The sequence below is a fragment of the Nonomuraea sp. NPDC049152 genome, assembly GCF_040648355.1.
Classification (GTDB): Bacteria; Actinomycetota; Actinomycetes; order Streptosporangiales; family Streptosporangiaceae; genus Nonomuraea.
This window is the reverse complement of record NZ_JBEZDO010000037.1, coordinates 23,492-46,549: the sequence shown is the minus strand read 5'-3', so window position 1 is coordinate 46,549 and position 23,058 is coordinate 23,492. Positions and strand designations below refer to the sequence as shown.

The following is a 23,058-nucleotide window of genomic DNA, read 5'->3' as shown; positions in this document are numbered from 1 at the left end:
CTAGACGAGCTCCGCGAACCGCGCCGCGTTGTGCACGGCGGCGCCTCCCGGATCGTTGTTGAAGTAGACGTAGGCCTCCCGCCATCCGGCCTCGCGGACGCGTCGCGCCCACGATCGGAGCGCGGCCTCGCCGTACGCGGGCCTGGGGGTGGCCCTGCCCTCGTGCAGCCTGACGTAGCCCCAGCCCGTGGTCCGCCACGGCGGGTTCAGGATTCTGCTCTCCCTGTCGGCCCAGCACAGCGCCGCCTCCCGGGCCTCCAGCACGCTCCTCACCTCGTCGCTCCACCAGGAGGGGTGCCTGAACTCCACCGCCACCCGCACCCTCGGGGGGAAGCAGGCCAGACAGCGGTCGAGCTTGCCGGGGTCGGCGTGGAGCGTGGGCGGCAGCTGCAGCAGGATCGGGCCGAGCTTGCCCTTCAGGCCCTCGACCGAGGCCATCAGCCGCTCGACCGGTTCCTCGGGGTCGGTCAGCCGCTTGATGTGGGAGAGGTACCTGCTGGCCTTGACCGCCATCACGAACCCGTCCGGTGTGCGCTTGGCCCACGCCTCGAACGTCTGCGTGGGCGGCAGGCGGTAGAAGGCGTTGTTGTTCTCGACCGTGCGGAAGGTCTCCGTGTAGGTCTCCAGCCACAGCCGCTGCGGCACCTTCTCCGGGTACAGCACGCCCCGCCAGTCCCTGTACTGCCAGCCGGAGGTCCCCACGAGCGTCTCCATGCCGGGCACCTACCCGTGCGCGCGGGGGGCAGACAGGCGGGGTCAGCCGGATCCCGCGGGCAGTGACGGCGAACCGCCGCTCTGGAGGGCGTCGGAGCCGTAGGCGGCCGAGAGGATCCGCTCGGCGCGCGTACGGCACTCGGCCGCCGCGGCCAGGTCGTCGAGGCGCTCGTGCACGGCGGCCAGGTCGAGCAGGGCGCGCCCCACGTCGGGATGGCCGGGGCCGAGCGCCCGCTCGGTGCCGGACACGGCTCGCTCGAGCAGTTCCCTCGCCTCGACCACGCGACCGCCGAGGAGCCTGGCCACGCCGAGCCTGCGCGCGCCCAGCTGGGCGTGCGGGTGGTCGGGGCCGAAGACCGCGGAGAAGACGCCCATGGCCCGCTCCTGGTGCGCCTGGGCCAGTTCGTGCTCGCCGATGTCCTGGTAGACCAGGCCCAGGTTGGTCAGCGGCATGCCGACCTCGCCGTGGCCGGGGCCGTAGCAGGCCTCCAGGATGGTCAGCGCGCGCTCGTGACTCATCCTCGCCTCGTCGAAGCGGCCCACCAGGCGCAGCGCGTAGCCGAGCTTGTCGAGGGTGTGGGCCACCTCGGGGTGCTCCTCGCCGTAGACGCCCGCCAGCAGCGCCAGCGCCTGCTCCTGCAGCTTGATGGCCTCCTCCGCGCGGCCGGCGTCCTGCAGCACCAGGCCGAGGCCCGACAGCGAGTGGGCGACGTCGGGGTGGCCCGGGTCGAGGAGGCTGCGCGAGGCGGTCAGCGACCTGGTCAGCCACTGCTGGGCGGCGGCCAGGTCGCCGGCGAGCCACGCGGCGAACCCCAGGTCGCGGCCGATCCTGGCCAGTTCCCTGCCGTCGGCGTCGTCCCGGGCGGCCAGGATGCCGTGGCCGCGCTCCAGTGTCTGCCTGGCCTCGGGCAGCCGCCGCTGGCAGACCAGCACGTCGCCGAGGCGCTTCAGCACGTAGGCGACACCGGGATGCTCGGGGCCGAAGGCGCCCTCGGCCAGGGTGAGCGCCTGCTCCTGGGCGGCCCTCGCGCCTTCCAGGTCACCCACGACCTCCAGCAGCTTGCCCTGCTCGGTCAGCACGGCCGCCAGGTCGGCGTCGGAGCCGCCCGCGCGCCGCAGCAGCGCCAGTGACGTCTCGAACAGCCACGCGGCCCGGTCGAAGGCCGCGCGCGTGGTCAGGTAGCGGCCCGCCCCGCACAGCAGCTGGGGCAGCGCGAGCGGCACGGTGTCGAGGTTGTCCGACTGTCCCGCCAGGTGGATCAGGCCCGGCAGCACCTCGTCCCAGTGCGGCCAGTTCGTCGGGTTCTCCGGGTCGGCCGGCGCGGTCGCCTCGACCAGGTGGACGCCGCGCAGCAGCCACTGCTGCCGGCCGTCCCTCGACAGGGTGGCCATGGCGGCGACGCTGACCATCTTGTGCATGCGCAGCCGTCCCCTGTCACGGTCGACGAGGGAGTGGCGCAGCAGGTGGGCGATGGCGTCCTGCAGGCCGACCTCGTCGGCGACGGCCGCCTCCAGCGCGGGCGGCAGCACCCCGGCCAGGCCGCGCAGCAGGCGCAGCGACAGGCCGTCGCCGCCGAGGCACGCGCACAGGTAGAGCAGCTCGGCGGCCGAGGCGGACGCGGCCCGCACCCGCTCGAAGGCGAGCTGCCACGCCGTGGCGAACGTGTGGTCGCGCTCCCCCGCCCTGGTCAGCAGCTTGTCGGCTCTGCGGCGGAACAGGTCGGCGTACTCCTCGAAGGTCATGCCGGTCTGCTCGCTGTAGGCGGCGGCCTGCTCAAGCGCGAACGGCAGGTCGCCGAGCTGGTCGGCCAGCTCGGGCGCGCCCGTGGAGCGTCCAGGCAGCCCGAGCCGCCGTTCGAGGAAGGCGACCGACTCCTGCCGCGAGAACGGGTCGATCCGCAGCGGCACGGCGTGCAGGCCCCACGCGGGATTGCGCGAGGTGATGATCACGTGACCCTCGCCGCCGTCCGGCAGCAGCCGTTCGAGCAGCGAGGCGTCCTCGACGTCGTCGAGGATGAGCAGCCACCTGCCCATGCCCGCCAGCCTGTCGCGCAACGCGGTGACCAGCTCGCCCCTGTCGGCGCGCTCGCGGACGCCCAGGCGCACCGCGAGGTCCTCCATGGCTCCGGCCAGCGCGAGCGGCTCGGCGGCCGAGGCGCGCCACGTCACGTCGTAGTCGGCGGCGTTCCTGTGGGCGTACTCCACGGCCGCCTGGGTCTTGCCGACGCCGGCCAGGCCGTACAGGGCGACGGCGCGGCTGGTGGCCAGCGCGTGGCCGAGCTCGACCAGCAGGTCCTCGCGCCCGGAGAAGACGCGGTTGCGGGTGGGCAGGTTGGAGACGCGGCGCGGGGCCGCGGGCCTGGCGGGCGGGGCGGGGGCCGCGCCCTGCGTGAGCGGCGGGGCGGTCAGCGAGGAATCGTGGGTGAGGACGGCCTGGTGCAGGGCCTGCAGGGTGGGGGCGGGGTCGACGCCCAGCTCCTCGGCCAGGACCCTGCGCACGCGTTCGTAGACATTCAGCGCGTCGCCCTGCCGCCCGCAGCGGTAGAGCGCGGTCATCAGCTGGGCGGCGGAGCGTTCCCTGAGCGGGTGGCGGGCCACGCGCTGTTCGAGGCGGGGCAGCACCTCGGCGTGGCGGCCGAGCGCCAGCTCGGCGTCGGTGCGGCCCTCCTCGGCCGCGTAGCGCAGCTCCTCCAGCCTGATCGCGTCGAACTGCGCCCATGGGTCGGCGCCGAAGTCGGCCAGCGCGGGGCCGCGCCATAACGCCAGCGCGCTGTCGAGCACGGTGACGGCCTCGCTCCAGTCCTGTTTGGCCAGCTCGTCCCTGCCGCGCGTGACCAGGCTCTCGAAGCGGTGCGCGTCGACCCGCTCGGGGTCGATCATCAGGCGGTAGCCGGGCCCGTGAGACTGCAGCAGCGCTGTGCCGCCCAGCGTCCTGCGCAACCTGGAGACGTGGGCGTGCAGGGTGTTGGTGGCGCTGCGCGGCGGACGGCCCGCCCACACCTGGTCGATCAGCTGGTCGGCGCTGAGCACGTCACCGTGGTGGAGCAGCAGCACGGCGAGGATGGCCGCGCGCTGGTGACCGCCGAGCGCAGCAGGGACGCCGTCGACCAGGACCTCCAGCGTGCCGAGAATCCCGATCTCCACGCGGGCTTCCATGCTGCGCTTCCCTTCTGAATGCTTGCAAGCGACTGTAACGCGTCACACATTGGGCTGAAACCAAACGAATCTGGAGGTGCGCCACATATGGCGACCGTCGAGGAGATCGTCAGCCAACCCGCGCCGCGCAGGATCGGGGACGCTCCGTGGCCTGAGCGGCAGGGTTACCACCCTTCCCCCGCCGACTGGCGGAGTGAGGTCATCTACTTCCTGCTCCCCGACAGGTTCAGCGACGGCAGGGAGTTGGAGCGCCCGCTTCTGGACAGGACCGATCTGTGGGCCGCGAGGCCCCAGGGCTGGCGCTGGGACCGGTGGGCCAGATCAGGACGGGAACGCTACCAGGGCGGCACACTGCCGGGAATCGCTTCGCGGCTGGACTATCTGGACGATCTGGGCGTCACGGCGCTGTGGATCGGTCCGGTGTGGAAGCAGCGCCCTGTCGCGAGCGTGGAGGGCGGCCCGGCCGAGCCGGACGACTACCACGGCTACGCGGTGCAGGACTTCCTCGAGATCGATCCACGTCTCGGCAGCCGCGCCGACCTGGTCGCACTGGTACGGCAGGCGCACGAGCACGGCATCAGGGTCATCCTCGACGTGCTGCTCAACCACTCGGGCGAGACCTGGGACTACGACCTCGGCGAGGAGGGCTCGCCGCGCTACGAGCCGCGCCCGCCGTACAGGGAGAGCCCGCCCTACGCCTTCGGGACGTGGCGTGACGGCAAGGGCGGCAGGCTGCCGCACGGGGCCGCGCCCTCGCTGCCCGACCATGGGGTCTGGCCGGAGGAGCTGCAGCACCCCGACGCCTACACCCGGGCCGGCGGCGACGGCGGCAGTTTCGGCCCTGGCGGCGACGAGGACCCGAACGCCCCGTTCAGGAGGGCCGACTGGTTCAGCCGCGACATCGACATGCCGAGCAGGCTGCAGACGATGATCCAGATCTACAAGTACTGGATCGCGCTCGCCGACCTGGACGGGCTGCGGGTGGACACGCTCAAGCACGTCCCGCTGGAGCACGCGCGCGCCTTCTGCGGGGCGATCAGGGAGTACGCCGAGCAGCTCGGCAAGTCCAACTTCCTCATCGTCGGCGAGGTCGGCGGCGGCGACACGATCCAGGAGAAGTACCTGAAGCTGGTGGGGCAGAACCTGTCGGCGGTCCTGGAGACGGGCGAGACGCGGGCGACGCTGCGCGCGGTCGCCGAGGGGCAGGCCAGGGCCGAGGACCTGTTCGGCCGCTTCACGCTGCCGCTCGACATCACCCACCGGGCGCTCGGCAGCCGGTACGTCTCCATGCTCGACGACCACGACGACCTGGCGATCTCCCCGCAGCTGCGGTTCGGGTCCGCCGAGTCCTCCCCCTCGCGGACGGTGGTGGGCGCGGGCCTGCTGCTGTTCCTCCTCGGCATCCCGTGCCTGTACTACGGCATGGAGCAGGGCCTCACCGGGCCCGAGCAGGAGGAGCGCAAGTGGCTGCCCGGATGGGGGATCAGGGATCTGGCGGGCGACATCTACCTGCGCGAGGCGATGTTCGGGCCGGAGCATCCGCGCGTCCTCGGCGGGCACGCGCCCGACCCTGCTGTGCCCGGCTTCGGGCCCTTCGGCACCTCCGGGCACCATGTCTTCGACCAGGACAACGACGTCTACCAGCGGGTCAGGATGCTGCTGCGGGTCCGCAAGGCGCACCCCGTGCTGTCGGCGGGACGGCAGTACCTGCGCGGGCTCGGCAGGCAGGACGGCTCCTTCACCGCGCCCGAACCAGGAGAGGTGGTCGGCTGGTCGCGGATCCTCGCCGACGACGAGGCGCTGTGCGTGATCAACCCGGGCCACTCCTCCCGTACGGCGAGGCTGCACGTGGACGCGGGGATCAACGCGGGCGTCACGGCGTTCACGGTCGTCGCGAACACGGCGGAGGTGAGCGGCGGCACCAAGCATCCCGTCGGCTCGACGGTGCCGGTGCTGTCCTCACCCGACGGGGCCCGCTACGTGGAGATCCACGACCTGCCGCCGCTGTCGGTCCTGGTAGCCGTCAACCGCTGACGAGCCCGCCGGGGGGCGACCATCATCGCCCCCCGGGAAGGCCTGTCAGCCGTTGACGAGCCTGTCGGACAGGCGCATGGCGAGGGCGGCCAGGGTGAGGGAGGGGTTGGCGGCGGGCGAGGTCGGGAAGACCGACAGGTCGCAGACGTAGAGGTTGCGCCTGCCGTACACCTTGAGGTCGGGGTCGACGACGCCGGTGGCGGCGTCGGCCCCGATGCGCATGGTGCCCACCTCGTGGCCGACCGCGCCCAGCGTGGAGCGCATCGGCCGCGGGTCCAGCGGCGTCCCCCCGACGGCCGCCATCACGGCCGCGCCGACCTCCGCCATGACCTCCTCCAGACCCGGCACCTCGACGTGGTGCATGACGACGCGCGGGCGCGCGCTCCTGCCCTCGCCGCGCACCTCGACGCTGTTGCGCTCCTCCAGCGGGACGGCGGTGAAGAAGACGACCTCGCACGGCATGTCGGCCTCGTCGAGGTCGAGGTCCTCGTCCACGTGGTACTGGTTGAGGTTGACGCCCATCTCGACGACGGCGTTGAACGGCGTCCCGCCCGCCGTACCCCTGAGCAGGAGCTTGGCCGCGTCCCGCGCGCTGTAGCCGGGGGCGCCGTCCTTGACGGAGAACTTCCAGTAGTAGGTCGGGTGGTCGGTGATGCCGCGCCCGATCAGCTCGTGCTCCAGCCCCGCGCTGTGGGCGAGCACAGGGGTGCCGACCGTGCCGCCTGCCATGATCACGCTGCCGCCCTCGGCGAGCCTGTAGGTGCGCGGAACGCCTGCCGCCAGGTCGAACGCCTCGACCGCCGTCACCGCGTCGCCGTCGAAGACGAACCCGCAGACCTGGTGGTGGAGGTTGACGTGCAGCCGGTCGGCCCACGCGGCGCGCAGCACGTCCTCCATGAGCAGCGCCGCGGTGGAGAAGATGCCGGAAGGGATGCCGAGGCCGTTCACCGAGGCGTGTTCGGCCGCCAGCATGGCGTCGTCGTCGGCCAGGTCGGGCAGGTGGCCCTTCAGAAGCGACTGGACCGCGCCGCACAGCGTGTCCTGCGGCATGGCCGTGCCGTTCAGCAGATCCTCGGCCCTGGCGTACCAGGTGCTCTCCAGGTCCTGCCTGATCGGCTCCGGCCACCCGGCGAACTCGGCGGCCGCCATCCGCGGCACCAGCGCGCCCCAGAACAGCGACCTGCCGCCCAGGCAGAACGCCTGGGCCAGGTCCATCGGCTGGTCGGTGTCGTAGCGCCTGACCTTGAACTGGTTCCACAGCTCCCAGACGCTGCGGTTGACGTAGGGGCCGTGGCGCCTGGGCAGGTTGCCGACGTGCGTCGGGAACAGGTAGCCGCCCGCCTCGAGGACCAGCACCCGCGCTTCGCCTTCGCTGTCGACCATCAGGCGGTGCGCCAGCGTGCCGCCGCCCGTCCCGCTGCCCACCACGATGTAGTCGAAGACCTCCTCGGCCGAGACCGGCGGGAAGTGCACGCGCGCGGCCAGCGAGTCGGCCACGGGGATGTCGTCGGGCTGTTCGAACAGGTCGGCGACGCGGCCCTTCATCGTCGCCACGTGCTCGCCGTCCACGACCCTGTTGGGTCCGCGCTCCCAGGCGCCGTCGCAGCGGAACTTGAACTCCACCGGGCCCTCACCCTGGAGTTCGACACGCCACTCGTCGGCCCCCCTGACGTACTCGCACGGCACGTCCGTCTGCCAGCCGTCCAGACCGCTGCGGACCGACAGCCTCGCGTCGGGCCTGACGCTGCCGCCGCGCAGCACGATCGTGAGAGTCCCCATCTTTTGTTACCTCCCGCCTTGGAAGGATCTCACTGCACGCGGCTTTCATGACGCTTGTGAACGGCTACAAGGTCCTGACAACCGGGCGGGCGGATGCTGGGTCCAGGCGGGAGCGCGAGCCGGGAGTGATCACGGGGCGCCTGGGGGAGGCGCGGCTCGTTTCCCGCCCACACAGCGACGGGGACCGGCGAGCTCGGGGGCCGGAGCGGCGGCAGGCACCTCCCGCTGCTCCGGCCCGAGCTCGGCTTCGATCGTGGTAGTGTTTTCCACGCAAGGCCGCCGCGGAAAACCTCCAAGAGAAGGTTTCGAGGGGCTTGGCGGGACGTAGCGCAGCTTGGTAGCGCACTTGACTGGGGGTCAAGGGGTCGCAGGTTCAAATCCTGTCGTCCCGACCAGATATTCGCTGGTCGATGAGGGTGTCATCCGGAAGGATGGCACCTTTTCGCATTCCTGAGTGACCATCAGATGAAGATCTCGCTCTGGCCGACGAGCCGCGCGATCTCTTTCGATGGGCCGCCGGAGTCGGAGAGCAGCTCGCGGGGCGTCCGGTTGTGGAGAACGTTCACCGGGTGCGCGGTCGCGAACGGCATCCTGGACCTGCGCCAGGAAAACCTACTGGCGGCCTGACAGTCGCGACTCGTATCGTCGCCGCATGACGACGGTGCTCTGCGTACCACAGTGGCAGGGATCAGGTGCGGACGCCGCGCCGCGGCTCGCGGCGGGCGCCCGGCGTACCGCCGAGCTGGTTCCCGCCGACGCCCTGGTCACGGTGCCGGTGCTCGATGCGGCTGGGGAACCCGATGCCGGGGTACGCGCGCTGGACGTGCTCGTGGAGAACCTGCGGCTGACTCGGAAGGCCCTGGACGGCATCGACGACGTGGTGATCACCGTCGGCGGCGACTGCGGGGTGGACCTGGCGCCGATCGCCGCCGCCCGCGCCCGGTACGGCGATCGGCTGACGCTTCTCTGGTTCGACGCGCACCCGGACCTGTACCTTCCGCACACCGTGCCGTCGGGCGCGTTCCACGCGATGGTGCTCCGTACCTTGCTCGGCGAAGGGGCGGCCCCGCTCACTCCTGAGCAGCCGCTGGCGCCCGAGCAGGTGATCATCGCCGGGCTCCGGGCCGGCGCCGAGGTGGAACGCGAGTACCTCGGCAGGGGCCGCGTCCGGACGTACGGCGTCGAGGACCTCGAAGGAGTGCTCGACGGTCTCACCGGGCCCGTGTACGTGCACATCGATCTGGACGTGCTCGACCCTGCCGCCTTCGGCTCGATCTGCTATCCCGAACCGGACGGGGTGGCGCCGCAGCGGCTCATCGATCTGGTCTCCCGCCTGGACGACGTAGTCGGAGCGGCGATCACCGAACACGCGCCGCCCGACCTCGACAATGACGGCGAGGCCGAGGTGATTCGCCGGTTGGCTGCCGCGCTTCCCCTCTGATCGGCCACACGCCGCCGACATGCGGCCGTCACACCCGGCCCACGAGCCGGTCCCCCACCGAGGCGATGAGATCGTCGATCGCGGTGCCCTCCATGGTGCTCGGCTGGATGGCCAGGCGATGCACGCCCAGCTCGGCGTACCTCTCGGCCGTCTCCAGATCGATGGGTCCTGGCGGCGTGACCGTGATCTCCAGTTCGCCCAGCGCGTTCGGCCGCTCGTACTGGTCGGCGACCGCACGCAGCCCGGTCAGTGCTTCGGCGGCGCCGTCGGGGTCGAGGTAGACGCCGTACCAGCCGTTCGCGGTCTGGATCGCCCTGCGGAAGGCGGCGGGTGAACGGCCGCCGACCACGATGGGCGGATGCGGCTCCTGGACCGGGCGCGGCCGCTGAAAGACACCCTCGTACGAGATGAAGCGCCCCTTGAACGCGGGCCCTCCCTCCTCCCACAGCCCGCGCATCGCGCTCAGGTATTCATCCGTGCGTGCCCCGCGATCGGCAGGCGAGACGCCCATCGCCTCCAGTTCCGGCTCCACGTAGCCGACGCCGACGCCGACGATCAGTCTTCCCTGGGACAGGACGTCGATCGAGGACAATTGCTTGGCCAGCAGGACCGGCTGGCGCTGCGGCAGCACGAGAACCCCGAAACCGAGCCGGACCCGTTTGGTGAGGGCCGCCAGATGCGCCACGGCCACGACGGCCTCCAGCCGCCGGTCCGTGTCGCCGCCGAGTTCGCTCGGCAGGGCGATGTGGTCGCCGACCCACAGGGACTCGAAGCCTGCCTCTTCCGCCAGTGCCGCTCGCCTGCGCAGTGTCTCCGGCTCCACACTGCTGCCTCGGTGCAAGCCGTACAGTCCGAACTTGATCATGTGGACAACGTAGGAGGGCGACTGTCCATGTGACAAACGAATGTTTAGCATGGTCGTCATGCTAAATACGCATGGGCTGGACGTGATGTGGTTTGAGGTGTTCAAGGAAGTGGCCAGGCGCGGCTCCTTCACCGCGGCCGGGGCCGCCTTGGGCTACACCCAGTCCGCCGTCTCGCGGCAGATCCTGTCGCTGGAAGCCGAGGTCGGCGTGGCTCTGTTCGACCGGCAGCCCCGTGGCGTCAGACTCACCGAGGAAGGCCGCTGCTTGCTCGATCACGCCACGGCGGTCCTGGACCGGCTGGAAACCGCCCGTTGCGAGCTGCGCGCCCTGCGCGACATGGAGACGGGCCGGCTGCGGGTCGGCGCGTTCGACACAGCCGACGCCGCCCTCGTCCCGCGGGCGTTGATCGCCTTCAGAACCGCGCACCCGAAACTCGCCCTGTCGGTGGTCGAGGCGACGACTCCTGGCCTGCTGGCACGCTTGCTGGCCGGCGACATCGATCTCGCCATCGTGAGCGCCTACCCGCATCAAACGCTCGACGCGGACCAGTTCGACCTCCATCACCTGGCCGACGATCCGTTGCTGGTGGCGCTACCACGCGATCACCGCCTCGCCTCACGGCCTGCCGTACGGCTGGCCGAGCTGGCGGAAGAGAGCTGGATCGAAGGCTTCCCGAGCGGAACGGACACGCTGATCAACGTGCACGCGCATGCCGGGTTCCGGCCGCGCATCGACTTCGCCGTTCGTGAATGGATCGCCAAACAGGGATTCGTCGCCGCGGGACTGGGCCTCGCCTTCGTACCCGCATTGGCCGCCAGCGCCACCCGCCCCGACATCACACTCGTGCGACTGCATCCGGACGAGGAGCCCGTCAGGACCGTGTACGCCGCGACCGTACGGGGCCTGACCCGATCGCCTGCCCAGTCCGGGTTTCTTCACTGCCTGGACGAGGTGATGGCAGAACTCGGCCTACCGGAACCGGCGGCCCACCGGTAGCGCACCTTTGCGCCACCGTCACATTCGAGGGCCGCCTGACCGGGCGGCCCCGGCATCGCGATCGCCGACCCCGCACCGCGCGACCCACACCACCCGACCGGCCACAGGACACCCTCGCGCCTGATTCCGATGGACGGTCGCGGGCTGGTCACTCGGTGCGGTCAATCCTTTCGGGGTGCTTACGTGCGGCGGCGTGAGCTACCTCCCGGGGTGCGGGGCGGCGATCATAGCGATCATCCCCACACGTCAAGGAGTACCTCTGATGAGATCACCCCTCTATCGGGCCAGCGCGGTGGCAGGCTTAGGCTGCGCCGTCCTCCTGCTGGTCAACGTGGCCCGCCGTGGCGGGCTGCTGCCCGAGACCACCTTCACGCACTCCATCGCGCCGCTCGCGCCGCTGGCGGGGCTGCTCGCCGTCACCGGCCTCTACCTGCTGGTCCGCCACCGCGCGGGCGGCCTCGGCCTGCTCGGCTACCTGCTCAACGCCGCCGGTCTCGCGGGAGCGTTCGCCATCGAGTACGCCCTGCACTTCGTCTTCCCCTACCTCGGCCCATCGGCGACCAGCGGGCTGCTGGCCGGCGGGACCGGGCGGGCCTTCCTGATCACGTCGATCATCCTGCTGGCAGGGGTGCTCACGTTCGGCTTCGCGGCACTGCGCTCCGGATCGCTGCCGGTCGTCGCGGTCGTCCTTTACATGGCGGGGATGGTCCCCGGCTCGCTCCGCAGCGCCGTGCCGCTGCCCGTGTACCTGGTCGGCCTGGCCGCCGCCGCGATCGGCATCGCGTGGATGACCGCAGGACTCTGGTCGGCGGCCGACGAGGCTCCCTCGAGGGCCGCAACGCTCCCTCATGGGCCGACGAGGCTCCCCTGACATCAGGAACCGTGACACGGGCTGCCATCGCCTGAGGACTCAGGTCCACCAGTCCGTGACGGGAGCCGGCGAAGGCGCGACTCCGATCGTGCGCGGGCCCGGGGAACAACCGAGCGTACGGCCCGCGGCCGGGGCGAAGGGCCAGCGCCTGGCGGCCGCCGAACCATGATCACGAAGATGTACTTCTGCGTGCTGTTCTGCGTGGTCCGGCCCCCATGCGCGCGGCTTGGATGAAGGCACATCGGACAGGCGTTGGGCCTGTTCATCCAGGTCAGGAGCGACCATGACGACCATCAGGAACATCGTGCTCGTGCACGGTGGCTTCGTGGACGGATCCGGCTGGCAGGGCGTCTACGACGAGCTCGCCAGAGACGGTTTCACGATCCGGATCGTGCAGAACCCGACGCTGTCGCTCGAGGGTGACGTCGCCGCGACCCACCAGGTCCTCGACACTCTCGACGGCCCGGCCGTCCTGGTCGGCCACTCCTACGGCGGGGTCGTCATCAGCGAGGCCGGCAACCACCCCAACGTGGGCGCGCTGGCCTACATCGCCGCGTTCGCCCCCGACAAGGGCGAATCTGTCAGCACGCTCATCGCCGACCCGCCGCCCGGCGCGGCCGTGCCGCCGATCCTGCCCCCGCGCGATGGCTTCCTGTTCCTCGATCGGGACAAGTTCCACGGCGCGTTCGCCGCCGACCTGCCCGCGCAGGTAGGCGCGTTCATGGCCGACGCGCAGGTCCCCTGGGGGGTCGACGCCCTCGGCGGTACGGTCACCGAGCCTGCCTGGCGGCACAAGCCGGCCTGGTACCTCGTGGCCACCGAGGACCGCATGATCCCGCCCCCGGCCCAGCGCGGCATGGCCGAGCGTGCCGGCGCGTCCGTGGTCGAAGCCATCGGCAGCCACGCCGTCTACGTGTCCCAGCCCGCTGCGGTCGCCGACCTCATCCGCCAGGCCGCCACCTGAGGGCGACTCGCCGCTGACCATCCCGCCTGACGCCAGGCCGCAGCGGAAGCTGCCTTCTTCACCCCATCGCGGCGCTCGGCGCAAGGTCCTGCCTACGGGTCGAGCGCCGCCGCTGAGCCTCACTGCCCGCTTTCGCTTTGGAGACTGATATGAACGTTCGTCTCGCATTGCCGCGCCGTATGGTGCTGGTGGCCGCTGCCGGTGGGCTGGCCGCCGCGCTGCTGGCCGTGCCGTCCGCGGCCTCGGCCCACGATGACGCCTCCGCCAAGGCCAAGCCCACGATCGTGCTGGTGCACGGCGGCTTCGCCGACGCATCCAACTGGAACGGCGTCATCGCCCGGCTCCAGCGTGACGGCTACAAGACGATCGCCCCCGCCAACCCGCTGCGCGGCATCCCCACCGACGCGGCGTACATCAGCAGCGTCCTCAAATCGATCCACGGGCCGATCGTGCTGGTCGCCCACTCCTACGGCGGCGCCGTGATCACCAACGCCGCCGTCGGCGTCGACAACGTCAAGGCGCTGGTCTACATCGCCGCGATGGCGCCTGACGAGGGCGAGAAGCTCGTCGACCTGTTCGGGAAGTTCCCCGGCAGCCAGATCCCCGACTCCGTCCGGGAGGTGCCCTACACCAACGCGGACGGCAGCACCGGCATCGACCTGTACCTCGAGCCGGACAAGTTCCGGGCCGCGTTCGCCGCCGACCTGCCCGTCTCCACCACGCGCCTGATGCAGGCCACCCAGCGCCCGTTCGCCGCCTCCTCCTACACCGACACGACCACCGGAGCGGCCTGGCGCACCATCCCCTCCTGGGCGCTGGTGGCCACCGAGGACAAGGCCATCCCGCCCACGCTCGAGCGCTTCTTCTACAAGCGCGCCAAGTCCCACGTCTACGAGGCGAAGGGCGCCTCGCACGTGCCGATGATCAGCATGCCCGGCCTGGTGACCCGCATCATCCAGGACGCCGCCGGCTCGGTCAGCTGACCCGCAGACCGCCGGGGGCGGGTGCCGCCTGGACATCTTGCCGCCCGGCGGCCCGGCCCACGGCGGCTTCGTGGCGCAGCGCTACGCCCTGACCCGCCCCGGCCAGCTTGGCGGGGCTGATCCTGTACGACACCTCGCCCGTCACCGGGCAGGAGTTCTGGAACCAGGCGCTCGCCCGTCTCGGCCGCTTCCCGAGGCGTCATCCCGGCCAGCCCGAGGCGGCCGGCATCGCGGAGGCGTTCGACCAGACCCTGGCCGCCACCGACAACGAATCCTGCACCCGCAGCCTGCGGACGGTTCCGCCCGCCTACTTCGCCGACTACTGGGCCAACGAGCACGAGCTGGCCCCTCTGCGGGCGTACCTGCGCGCCTGGGTCGATCCCATGCGTGCGGCCGAACCGCCCTTCGACGTGCGTGACAGCCTGGGCGAGATCAGCACACCTACTTTGATCATCAGCGGCATGCACGACTTCATCTGCGGACCCCGCTGGGGCCGGATGCTGCACGAAGGCATCCCCGGCTCCCGTTTCCTCCTCCTGGAAGACAGCGGGCACATGGGACACCTCGAACAGCCCGACCTGTTCGCCTCGGCGATCACCAGGTTCACCCGCGAGGGGGCCACTCGGCCCCTGCCCCACCGCAGGGCCGAGCCGTAAAGTCGAAGCCGTGACGTCGACGACGGGTCGTTTCGCTGGTTCGCTGATCGGCCGCGAACGGGATCTTGCCCGGATCGGCGACTTCGTCGACCAGGCCGCCGTCCAGGGCGGCGCGTTCATGCTGCTGGGCGAGGCCGGAGTCGGCAAATCCGTGCTGCTGGAGGCCGCCGCGGCGCGGGCGCCGGCGGCCGGCCACCGGGTGTTGCGCGCTTCCGGGTCACAATTCGAGGCGGAGGTGAGCTTCGCCGGTCTCCACCAGGTCCTCCACCCGCTCTTCGACGCCCTGCCACAGTTGAGCCAGACGCACGAGCGGGCCCTGAGCGTCGCGCTGGGGCTGGGTGAAGGACCTGCACCAGGTCAGCTCCTGGTGGCCAACGCGGCTCTGCTGCTCCTGCGCCAGGCCGCCGTCGATCGCCCACTGCTGATGATCGTCGACGACATCGCGTGGCTGGACCGGGCCAGCGCCGTCGTCCTGAGCTTCGTGGCCCGCCGCCTGACCGGCAGCCGCGTCGCACTGCTCGCGGCCTCGCGCTCGGGTGAGGAGAGCTTCTTCGAGTACGGCGGGCTACCCGGTCATGAGCTGCAGCCGCTGAACGAGCAGGACTCCGCGGCTTTGCTGAAAGCGCGGTTCCCGGCGCTGGCGCCCAGGACTCATCAGCGTCTCCTGGCCGACGCCCAGGGCAACCCGCTGGCCCTGCTGGAGTTACCAGTGGCACTGGGAGATCTCCGACGCAGCAGTACGCTGCCCGCGGTCCTGCCGCTCAGCGGACGCCTCCAGGCGGTGTTCGCCGCACGGATCAAAGATCTGCCCGGTGCGACGTATGACCAGCTGCTGCTCGCCGCACTGGATGGGACCGGAGACCTGAAGGCCCTGCACACGGATGAGCTGGCTCCCGCTGAACGGGCGCGGCTGGTCCGGGTCGACCAAAGCGCAGGGAGGCTGGTCTTCCGGCACCCGCTGATCGGCTCGGCGGTGGTGGAGATGTCGATGGCGGAACAGCGCCGCCGGGCACACCGGCTGCTTGCCGTACGGCTGGCCGACCAGCCCGAACGGCGGGCCTGGCACCTGGCCGAGGCGGCCGAGGGGCCTGATGAGGAGGTCGCCGCCCTGCTGTATGCCGTGGCACGCGCCGACCTGCGGCGTGGCGACGGCGTGGCCGCCATCACCCACTTCCTGCGCTCAGCCGAGCTGAGCCCGGCCGACATCGACCGGGCCGGACGGCTGGGGGAAGCCGCCTACCTGTCCGCGATCGTCAACGGCGACCTGCACGACGCGCCACGCCTGCTGGAGCTGGCCCGCCGCGCCGACCGGCGGGGCGACTCGCTGGCCACCGCGGTCGCCGGCGCCTACCACCTGCTCAACGGCGACGGCGATGTCGACAGCGCGCACCGCCTGATGACCGGCGCGATCGAGATGCTGGCCGATCCCGGCGACGCCCACGACAAGGTCCTCATCGAGGGCCTGTACACCCTGCTCATGGTCTGCTTCTTCGGCGGACGTGCCGAGCTGTGGGAACCCTTCCACGCGGCGATCGCCCGCCTCAAGCCGGCACCGCCCGACCTGCTCGACATCCTCGGCAAGACCTTCTCCGATCCGGTCCGCTTGGCAGCGCCGGTGCTTGATCGGCTGGATGCCGTCATCGGCAGGCTGAACCAGGAGATCGTCCCGGCGCGTATCTCCCGCGTCGGCATCGCCGGCTCCTACGTCAACCGGCTCGGACAATGCCGCGATGCGTTGTGGCGGGTCATCAGCCACGGCCGCGACGGCGGAGCCGTCACCTCGGCCATCGAAGCGCTGTTCCTGCTGGGCAACGACGCCTTCCTCGTCGGGCAGTGGCAGGAGATGGAGCAGGTCGTCGACGAGGGCCTGGCGCTGTGCGACAAGCACGGCTACCAGCTGCTGGCCTGGCCCGGCATCTACCTGCGGGCGATGCTGGCCGCCACACGCGGACAGGACGAGAACGCCACGGCGCTGGCCGACCAGATGACCCGCTGGGCCACACCGCGCAGGGCCCGCGCGATCCAGGCCTACGCCTGGCACGTCAAAACGCTGGCGGCGCTGGGCAGGGGCGACTTCGACCAGGCCTACCAGCAAGCCACCGCCATCAGCCCGGCGGGCATGCTGGCCTCGCACGTCCCACACGCCTTGTGGGTCATCACCGAGCTCGTCGAGGCCGCCGTCCGGACCGGCCGCCACGCCGAAGCCACCGCTCATGCCGCCATGGTGGAGCAGACCGGGCTGGCCGTGATCTCACCGCGGCTGGCGATGGTCGCCACCGCCGCTGCGGCCATGGTCGCCCCCGACGGCCACTACAGCGACCTGTTCCAGACCGCACTCGCCACTCCCGGCGCGGAGCGCTGGCCGTTCGAGCGGGCCCGCCTGCAGCTCATCTACGGCGAGCGCCTGCGCCGCGACAAGGCCACCAGTCAGGCCCGCGCCCAGCTGGCCGCCGCGCTCGACACCTTCCGCAGCCTGGATGCAGCGCCGTGGATGGCCAGGGCGAACGCTGAGCTGCGGGCGACCGGTCTGTCCCTCGGGCACGGCCTGGCTGTAGGGCTGGGCGCGCTGTCGCCCCAGCAGCGGGAGATCGCGCTGCTGGCCGCCGAAGGGCTGAGCAACAAGCAGATCGGCGAGCGGCTGTTCCTGTCCCCGCGTACCGTCGCCAACCACCTGTACCAGCTGTTTCCCAAGCTGGGCGTCACCTCCCGGGCCGCGCTTCGCGATGCGCTGACGCCGCAGGAGCGCGACTGAGTCAAATGACTCAAGCCAGCCACCCCCCAGGTACCTAGCGTCGGCGTCATGGATACAACCATCCCGCGCATCGTGCTGGTCCACGGTGGATTCGTGGACGGATCGGGCTGGCAGGGCGTCTACGACCTGCTGAAGCGCGACGGCTACACCGTCGCCGTCGTGCAGAACCCGACCCTGTCGCTGGAAGGCGACGTGGCCGCGACCCGGCAGGTCATCGACGCCGGCAGCGGCCCGGTCGTCCTGGTGGGCCACTCTTACGGCGGGGTGGTCGTCACCGAGGCGGGCACCCACGACAGTGTCGTTGCGCTGGTGTACATCGCGGCCTTCGCGCCCGACAAGGGCGAGTCGGTGAACTCGCTGATCGCCGACCCGCCGCCCGGCGCCCCGGTCCCGCCGATCCTGCCGCCCACCGGCGGGTTCCTGCTGCTGGATCGTGAGAAGTTCCACGCCTCCTTCGCCGCAGACCTGCCGGCCGGGCAGGCCGCGTTCCTGGCCGACTCCCAGGTCCCCTGGGGCGTGGACGCGCTGCGCGGCGCGGTCAGCGAACCGGCCTGGCGGCACAAGCCCAGCTGGTACCTGGTCGCGACCGAGGACCGGATGATCCCCCCGCCCGCGCAACGCGCGATGGCCGAACGGGCGGGCTCCACCGTGACCGAGACGCCCGGCAGCCACGCCGTCTATGTCTCCGCCCCAGCCGCTGTGGCCGACCTCATCCGCCAGGCCGCCACCGCCCAGTGACCACCGTGCCCAGTTTCGCGGAGCTGCTGCGCCGCCACAGGCACGCGGCACGTATGACCCTCGAACAGCTCGCCGAAGCCTCAGGGGTCAGCGCCCGCACTCTGTCGGACATGGAGCGCGGACGCAGCAAGGGACCCCAGCACCGCACCGTGACCGCCCTGGCCGATGCGCTCACCCTGCCGGAGACCGACCGCAAGCAGCTCATCGAGCAGGCCAGAGAAGGCCGGTTGCGCGATCATTGGTCGCGCCCGACGGGCCTGTGCGAGCTGCCGCGATCGGTGGAGGACTTCACCGGCCGAGCGGCCGAACTGGCCTGGACCGACGACATCGTGCGCGCCGACGGCACGCCGGGCGCCGCGGGCGTTGCCCTCGTCACCGGCTCGGCCGGTCTGGGCAAGACCACGCTCGCCGTCCGCGCCGCCCACGCCCTGCGGCCCCGTTTCCCGGATGGGGTGTTCTTCGTCGACCTGTTCGGCATGTCCCCCCAGCCGCTGGCCGCCGACGACGCCCTGGCGCAGCTGGTTCGCGCGCTCGGCGCTGCGGAACAGCATCTCCCTCACGGCACCCTCGCCCGTGCCTCGCTCTACCGGTCGCTGATGCGCGAGCGGCGAGTCCTGGTCGTGCTCGACAACGCCCGATCCGAAGAGCAACTACGCCCACTCCTGCCCGGCGGCGGCCCCAGCAGGGTGCTCGCCACGAGCCGGAGGCTGCTGGCCGGGCTGGAGGGTGTACACCGGCTGAGCCTCGGCCCGTTGCCTTGTCCGGAAGCCGCCGAACTGCTGACTGGCATCCTGGGTGGTCCCTCGGACGGGGGGACGGCGATTTCCGAGCTGGCCCAGCTCTGCGGCGGTCTTCCCCTGGCCCTGCGGATCGTCGGTAACCGGCTGGCCAGCCGGCCCGGCTGGCAGCCCGCCGAGCTCGTGGCCCGGCTGACGGACGAGGAGCGCCGCCTCGACCAGCTCAAAGCCGGCGACCTCAAGATCGCCAGCGCGTTCGCGATGTCCTACGACCAGCTCGCCGACCTCGCGCGGCAGGTCTTCCGCCGCCTCGCGCTGGTGCCTGGCCGGGACTTCGACGCCGCCCTGGCCGCGGCGGTCGCCGGGACCTCGATCGAGGACGCATGGGACGCCCTCGACGAGCTCGTCGACCTCGGCCTGCTGCACGACAGCACCTCGGGCCGCTACCGCTTCCACGACCTGGTACGGCTGTTCGCCCGCGAGCGGCTACACACCGAAGACAGCCCCGCCGAGCGGGAGGCGATCACCGAACAGATGGCCTCGTGGCTGGTGCGCAAGGCCACCGTCGCTGGACGGTGGTTCGACCCCGCCTACGGCCCTCCCGACCGGCCTGACCCTGGCCTGTCCTCGGCCGAGAAGGCCGACCGTTGGCTGCGCGTGGACTCGGCCAACTGGCTGGGCGCGCTGCGGCACGCCGCCGACACCGGCCGACATTCGATGGTCCTTGAGTGCGCCTGGTCGATGCGCTGGTACGCCGGCCGGTGGATGCACTGGCCCTCCTGGAAAGAAGTCTTCGCTCGCGGCGCGCAGGCCGCCACCGCCCTCGGCGACCCGGCCCACCAGGGCGCACAGCTGACCTACCTGTCCTGCTTCCACCAGCTGCCACCCCTGGCCCCCGAGGCCATGCTGGGGCACGCGGCCGAGATGCTGGAGCGCGCCACCGGTAGCGGCGCCACCTCGCAGATCGCCTGGGGACACCTGTTCGTCGGCCGGGCGCTGCTCCAGCTCGGACAGCTCGACGAAGCCGTCGTATCGGTGTCCAGGGCGGCGGAGATGTTCAAGGCCGACAGCGACATCGTCGCCTACTGCCAGGCACTCGGCATGGCCGGAGAATGCCTGCGCCGCGCCGGACGCCACGCCGAAGCGCTGGATCGCTACCTGGAGATGTGCGATCTGGCATGGGCAGAGGAGAAACCGAGCGTCGCGGCGCTCACCCGGCCCAACGCCCTGGCCGGCGCCGGCCTGTGCCTGACCTTGCTCGGCCGCCGTACCGAAGCCATCGCCACGTTCACCCAGGCGGTCGACCTCTTCGACCAGCTCTCGCCATCCGGCTCGCAGGCCCGCTGCCTGATGCGTCTGGCCGACGTACTGGACCAAGAGGGCAGGACCGGCGAGAGCCGCCAGATCTACGCCCGCGCGGCCGAGGTGTTCGAGGCGATCGGCGACGCCGAGGCGAGTAGCAGCTGTCGCGACCTGGCAACCGCTATCCCCTGACGGCACGTCGGCACCCCTCAGCGTCATGACGTGTCTGGGCGGATCCAGTTCCTCCGGTACGACGGAGGAAGGCTGGTCGCCTCCTACGGCCCCGGGCTGCCCTTGCGAGAGCAGCGCGACTACGACCACCAGACGGTGACGAGGACGTCGATCACCAGGATCCCCGGCGCCGGCGGCCTCTGGGCGGTCGCGGCCGCCGGTGGCGGGGACTTCGAGAGCCACTTCCTGCTCCGCTACGGCTGAGCCGGGCCAGGGGGCGCTACGCGGGCATGAGGACCTTGTCGATGAGGTAGACGGTGGCGTTGCTGGTCCGCACGTCGCCGCAGACCACCTTGGCCCCGTTCACCGTGTAGCCGTCCCCCGAGCGGGCGGCGGTCAGCTGTCCGCCCTCGAGGGTGGTGAGCTTGGCGTCGGCCAGGTCGGACGGCGCCTTCTCCCCCTTGACCACGTGATAGGTCAGGATCTTGGTGAGCTTCTCCTTGTCGGCCAGGACCGCGTCCAGCGTCTGCTTCGGGATCGCGTCGAACGCCTCGTTGGTCGGCGCGAACACCGTGATGTCCTTGGCCGAGTTGAGTGTGTCGGCGAGTCCCGCCTTCGTGACGGCGGTGGTCAGCGTGGACAGCGCGGGATTGCCCGCCGCCGCGGTCGCCACGGGCTCGTCGGCCATGGCGCCGACGCTGCCCGCCCCCGAGGAGGGCAGCGCCGAGCAGGCGGGGCCGAAGGGCTCGTCGTACGCCGCGGCGGGCGGGGCGCCTGCCGCGATCACGGCCAGGGTCAGGGCCGCGGAGGAAAGGAGGAGTTTCATGTCGCCTCACTGGTTCTGAAGGTTGTGTCACCCCTGTCTTCGAATCCCTTCACCGGCCCGGACGCGTCAGCCGGTCCAAAAAGCGGCAAAGTATGACAAAGCCGCCATCAGCCGGGTATGCGACGTGCATGACTCGCTGCCTGGTCACGGGCGCCACCGGTTACATCGGCGGAAGGCTCGTGCCCGAACTGCTCGCGGCCGGCCACGACGTCCGCTGCATGGCGCGGTCGGCGGGACGGCTGCGCGACCTGCCGTGGGCGGGGAGGACCGAGATCGCCGAGGCCGACGCGCGGGACCCCGAGCGCACCGGCGCGGCTCTGCGGGGGATCGACGTCGCCTACTACCTCATCCACGCCATGAGCGGCGGGCGAGGCTTCGCCGCCTCCGACAGGGACGCCGCGCGCACGTTCGCGGCGGCGGCAGCGCGGGCCGGGGTCAGGCGGATCGTCTACCTCGGCGGCCTCACCCCGGACGCCGGCGAACGGCACGGGCTCTCGGCGCACCTGAGCTCGCGGGCCGAGGTCGGCGAGATCTTCCTGGCGTCCGGGGTGCCCAGCGTGGTGCTCAGGGCGGCGGTGATCATCGGATCGGGCTCGGCCTCCTTCGAGATGCTGCGATACCTGACCGAGCGGCTGCCGGTGATGACGACGCCGCGCTGGGTGCGCAGCCGTACCCAGCCGATCGCCGTGCGGGACGTGCTCCGCTATCTGGTGGCGTGGGCGGGCATCGCAGAGGACGTCAACAGGGTGTTCGACGTCGGCGGGCCCGACGTGCTGACCTACGCCGAGATGATGCACCGCTACGCCGCGGTGGCGGGGCTGCCGCCACGGCTGATCGTTCCCGTACCCCTGCTGAGCCCGAGACTGTCGAGTCTCTGGGTGGGGCTGGTCACGCCCGTCCCCGCGGGCGTCGCGCGGCCCCTGGTGGAGTCGCTGCGCACCCAGGCCGTGTGCCGCGAGCACGACATCGCCCGGTACGTCGGCGACCCGCCGGACGGCCTGATCGGTTTCGACCGGGCGGTCTCGCTGGCACTTCAGAAGATCAAGGAGGCGGACGTGGCGACCAGGTGGTCGTCGGCCGCCATGCCGGGCGCGCCGAGCGACCCTCTGCCCACCGATCCCGACTGGGCGGGCGGCAGCCTGTACATCGACCGGCGCGCCATCACCGTCGCCGCCTGCCCCGAGGCCCTGTGGCGGGTGATCGAGGGGATCGGCGGCGAGAACGGCTGGTACTCCCTCCCCGTCGCCTGGAGGGTCCGCGGCGCGCTCGACCGGATGGTCGGCGGCGTGGGCCTGCGCCGCGGCCGCCGAGATCCCCTGCGGCTGAGGGTGGGCGACTCCATCGACTTCTGGCGGGTCGAGGAGATCGAGCAGGGGCGCCTGCTCCGCCTGCGGGCCGAGATGCGGCTTCCGGGTCTCGCCTGGCTGGAGCTGAGCCAGAGCGTCGAGGAAGGTCAGACCGTCTACCGTCAGCGGGCCGTCTTCCATCCGCGCGGCCTGCTCGGCCACCTCTACTGGTGGTCGATCCTTCCCTTCCACGGCCTGATCTTCGGCCGGATGCCCAGGAACGTGGCGGCCGCCGCTCGGGGCGTCATGGGCCGACGCCCGGCGTGACGGCCCGCTGGATGGCCGTGGCCCTGGTCAGGAAGTCGAGGATCAGCTCCAGCTGCTCGTCGGTGTAGCCCATGTAGAGCTCGGTGAGCCCCGACACGAGCTCGTCGAAGAGGCTTCCGAAGCCGGCCAGCCTGCCGTAGTCGATCTCGACGATCACCTTGCGCTTGTCGCGCGCGTCACGGGTGCGGTGGACCAGGTCCTTGGCCTCCAGGCGGTCGATCAGCCCGCTGACCGACGCGGGGGCGAGACCGGTGTGCTGGCTGATCTCTCCCGCGGTCATCGGCCCGTGTCGTTGGAGCAGGTCGAGGGCCTTCTCCTCCGTCATGCCCAGCCCGATGCGCGCCGCGATGGCGGTGTGGAACATCACCGCCGCGTTGCTGTTCTCCCGGCCCGCCACGAACAGCGACTCGAGAAGTTTCTTTCGGTGATCCGAAATATCTGTTGACACGGTCCTCCTCC

At 71.3% G+C, this 23,058-nt stretch carries 19 protein-coding genes and 1 tRNA gene; 13 read left to right on the top strand and 7 right to left on the bottom strand.

All coding sequences use genetic code 11. The features are described from left to right. Both AB0B45_RS43400 and fxsT read right to left on the bottom strand, forming a co-directional pair. Positions 1–714, bottom strand: a complete 714-nt coding sequence (locus tag AB0B45_RS43400) for a DUF72 domain-containing protein (protein ID WP_358143537.1) — start codon at positions 712–714, stop codon at positions 1–3. Between the two features lie 42 nt (positions 715–756). Further along, positions 757–3,870 carry an FxSxx-COOH system tetratricopeptide repeat protein gene (fxsT, locus tag AB0B45_RS43395; protein ID WP_358143535.1) on the bottom strand — a complete coding sequence of 1,038 codons (3,114 nt, stop codon included), beginning with the start codon at positions 3,868–3,870 and terminating at the stop codon, positions 757–759. 87 nt (positions 3,871–3,957) lie between these two features. On the opposite strand from fxsT, the gene AB0B45_RS43390 reads away from it, so the two are divergent. After that, positions 3,958–5,904 carry an alpha-amylase family glycosyl hydrolase gene (locus tag AB0B45_RS43390; protein ID WP_358143533.1) on the top strand — a complete coding sequence of 649 codons (1,947 nt, stop codon included), beginning with the start codon at positions 3,958–3,960 and terminating at the stop codon, positions 5,902–5,904. 45 nt (positions 5,905–5,949) lie between these two features. Here the strand turns inward: AB0B45_RS43390 and AB0B45_RS43385 are convergent, their stop codons facing one another. Beyond that, positions 5,950–7,683, bottom strand: a complete 1,734-nt coding sequence (locus tag AB0B45_RS43385; RefSeq protein ID WP_358143532.1) for a GMC oxidoreductase — start codon at positions 7,681–7,683, stop codon at positions 5,950–5,952. A gap of 318 nt (positions 7,684–8,001) precedes the next feature. Between AB0B45_RS43385 and AB0B45_RS43380 the strand changes: the two genes are divergently transcribed. Then, a tRNA-Pro gene (locus AB0B45_RS43380) sits at positions 8,002–8,078 on the top strand. Positions 8,079–8,144: 66 nt separating this feature from the next. Here AB0B45_RS43380 and AB0B45_RS43375 read toward each other — a convergent pair. After that, positions 8,145–8,273 (bottom strand): hypothetical protein, encoded by a 129-nt coding sequence (locus AB0B45_RS43375; RefSeq protein ID WP_358143530.1) that lies wholly within the window; start codon positions 8,271–8,273, stop codon positions 8,145–8,147. Positions 8,274–8,335: 62 nt separating this feature from the next. Between AB0B45_RS43375 and AB0B45_RS43370 the strand changes: the two genes are divergently transcribed. Next, the gene (locus AB0B45_RS43370) at positions 8,336–9,124 is read left to right on the top strand and encodes an arginase family protein (protein ID WP_358143528.1); all 789 of its coding nucleotides are present in this window, start codon (positions 8,336–8,338) and stop codon (positions 9,122–9,124) included. A gap of 28 nt (positions 9,125–9,152) precedes the next feature. On the opposite strand, the gene AB0B45_RS43365 is transcribed toward AB0B45_RS43370, so the two are convergent. Then, complete coding sequence (locus tag AB0B45_RS43365; protein WP_358143526.1) at positions 9,153–9,989, bottom strand: TIGR03619 family F420-dependent LLM class oxidoreductase; 837 nt, start codon at positions 9,987–9,989, stop codon at positions 9,153–9,155. A 58-nt stretch (positions 9,990–10,047) separates the two neighbouring features. Here AB0B45_RS43365 and AB0B45_RS43360 point away from each other — a divergent pair, with 58 nt between their 5' ends. From AB0B45_RS43360 to AB0B45_RS43320, 9 genes are all read left to right on the top strand, one after another. After that, positions 10,048–10,986 carry a LysR family transcriptional regulator gene (locus tag AB0B45_RS43360; RefSeq protein WP_358143524.1) on the top strand — a complete coding sequence of 313 codons (939 nt, stop codon included), beginning with the start codon at positions 10,048–10,050 and terminating at the stop codon, positions 10,984–10,986. A 262-nt stretch (positions 10,987–11,248) separates the two neighbouring features. Next, positions 11,249–11,857: a hypothetical protein gene (locus AB0B45_RS43355; RefSeq protein WP_358143522.1), complete on the top strand. Its 609-nt coding sequence runs from the start codon at positions 11,249–11,251 to the stop codon at positions 11,855–11,857. Between the two features lie 283 nt (positions 11,858–12,140). Further along, positions 12,141–12,821, top strand: a complete 681-nt coding sequence (locus tag AB0B45_RS43350) for an alpha/beta hydrolase (RefSeq protein ID WP_358143520.1) — start codon at positions 12,141–12,143, stop codon at positions 12,819–12,821. A gap of 149 nt (positions 12,822–12,970) precedes the next feature. Then, positions 12,971–13,804, top strand: a complete 834-nt coding sequence (locus AB0B45_RS43345) for an alpha/beta hydrolase (RefSeq protein ID WP_358143518.1) — start codon at positions 12,971–12,973, stop codon at positions 13,802–13,804. 107 nt (positions 13,805–13,911) lie between these two features. After that, a complete protein-coding gene (locus AB0B45_RS43340) occupies positions 13,912–14,460 on the top strand; it encodes an alpha/beta fold hydrolase (RefSeq protein ID WP_358143516.1) in 549 nt (182 codons plus the stop codon). Positions 14,461–14,470: 10 nt separating this feature from the next. Next, on the top strand, positions 14,471–17,212 hold the full coding sequence (locus tag AB0B45_RS43335; RefSeq protein ID WP_358143514.1) for an AAA family ATPase: 2,742 nt from the start codon (positions 14,471–14,473) through the stop codon (positions 17,210–17,212). 48 nt (positions 17,213–17,260) lie between these two features. Next, complete coding sequence (locus AB0B45_RS43330; protein WP_358143512.1) at positions 17,261–17,950, top strand: alpha/beta hydrolase; 690 nt, start codon at positions 17,261–17,263, stop codon at positions 17,948–17,950. A 5-nt stretch (positions 17,951–17,955) separates the two neighbouring features. Beyond that, positions 17,956–20,181 carry a tetratricopeptide repeat protein gene (locus AB0B45_RS43325; RefSeq protein WP_358143510.1) on the top strand — a complete coding sequence of 742 codons (2,226 nt, stop codon included), beginning with the start codon at positions 17,956–17,958 and terminating at the stop codon, positions 20,179–20,181. A gap of 30 nt (positions 20,182–20,211) precedes the next feature. Then, complete coding sequence (locus AB0B45_RS43320) at positions 20,212–20,424, top strand: hypothetical protein (protein WP_358143508.1); 213 nt, start codon at positions 20,212–20,214, stop codon at positions 20,422–20,424. 16 nt (positions 20,425–20,440) lie between these two features. Here the strand turns inward: AB0B45_RS43320 and AB0B45_RS43315 are convergent, their stop codons facing one another. Beyond that, positions 20,441–20,986, bottom strand: coding sequence for a fasciclin domain-containing protein (locus AB0B45_RS43315; protein ID WP_358143506.1), 546 nt, complete (start codon positions 20,984–20,986; stop codon positions 20,441–20,443). Between the two features lie 128 nt (positions 20,987–21,114). Between AB0B45_RS43315 and AB0B45_RS43310 the strand changes: the two genes are divergently transcribed. Continuing rightward, a complete protein-coding gene (locus tag AB0B45_RS43310) occupies positions 21,115–22,599 on the top strand; it encodes an SDR family oxidoreductase (protein WP_358143504.1) in 1,485 nt (494 codons plus the stop codon). Here AB0B45_RS43310 and AB0B45_RS43305 read toward each other — a convergent pair. Then, positions 22,577–23,047, bottom strand: coding sequence for a MarR family transcriptional regulator (locus tag AB0B45_RS43305; RefSeq protein WP_358143502.1), 471 nt, complete (start codon positions 23,045–23,047; stop codon positions 22,577–22,579). The genes AB0B45_RS43310 and AB0B45_RS43305 overlap by 23 nt on opposite strands. Between the last annotated feature and the right edge of the window lie 11 nt (positions 23,048–23,058).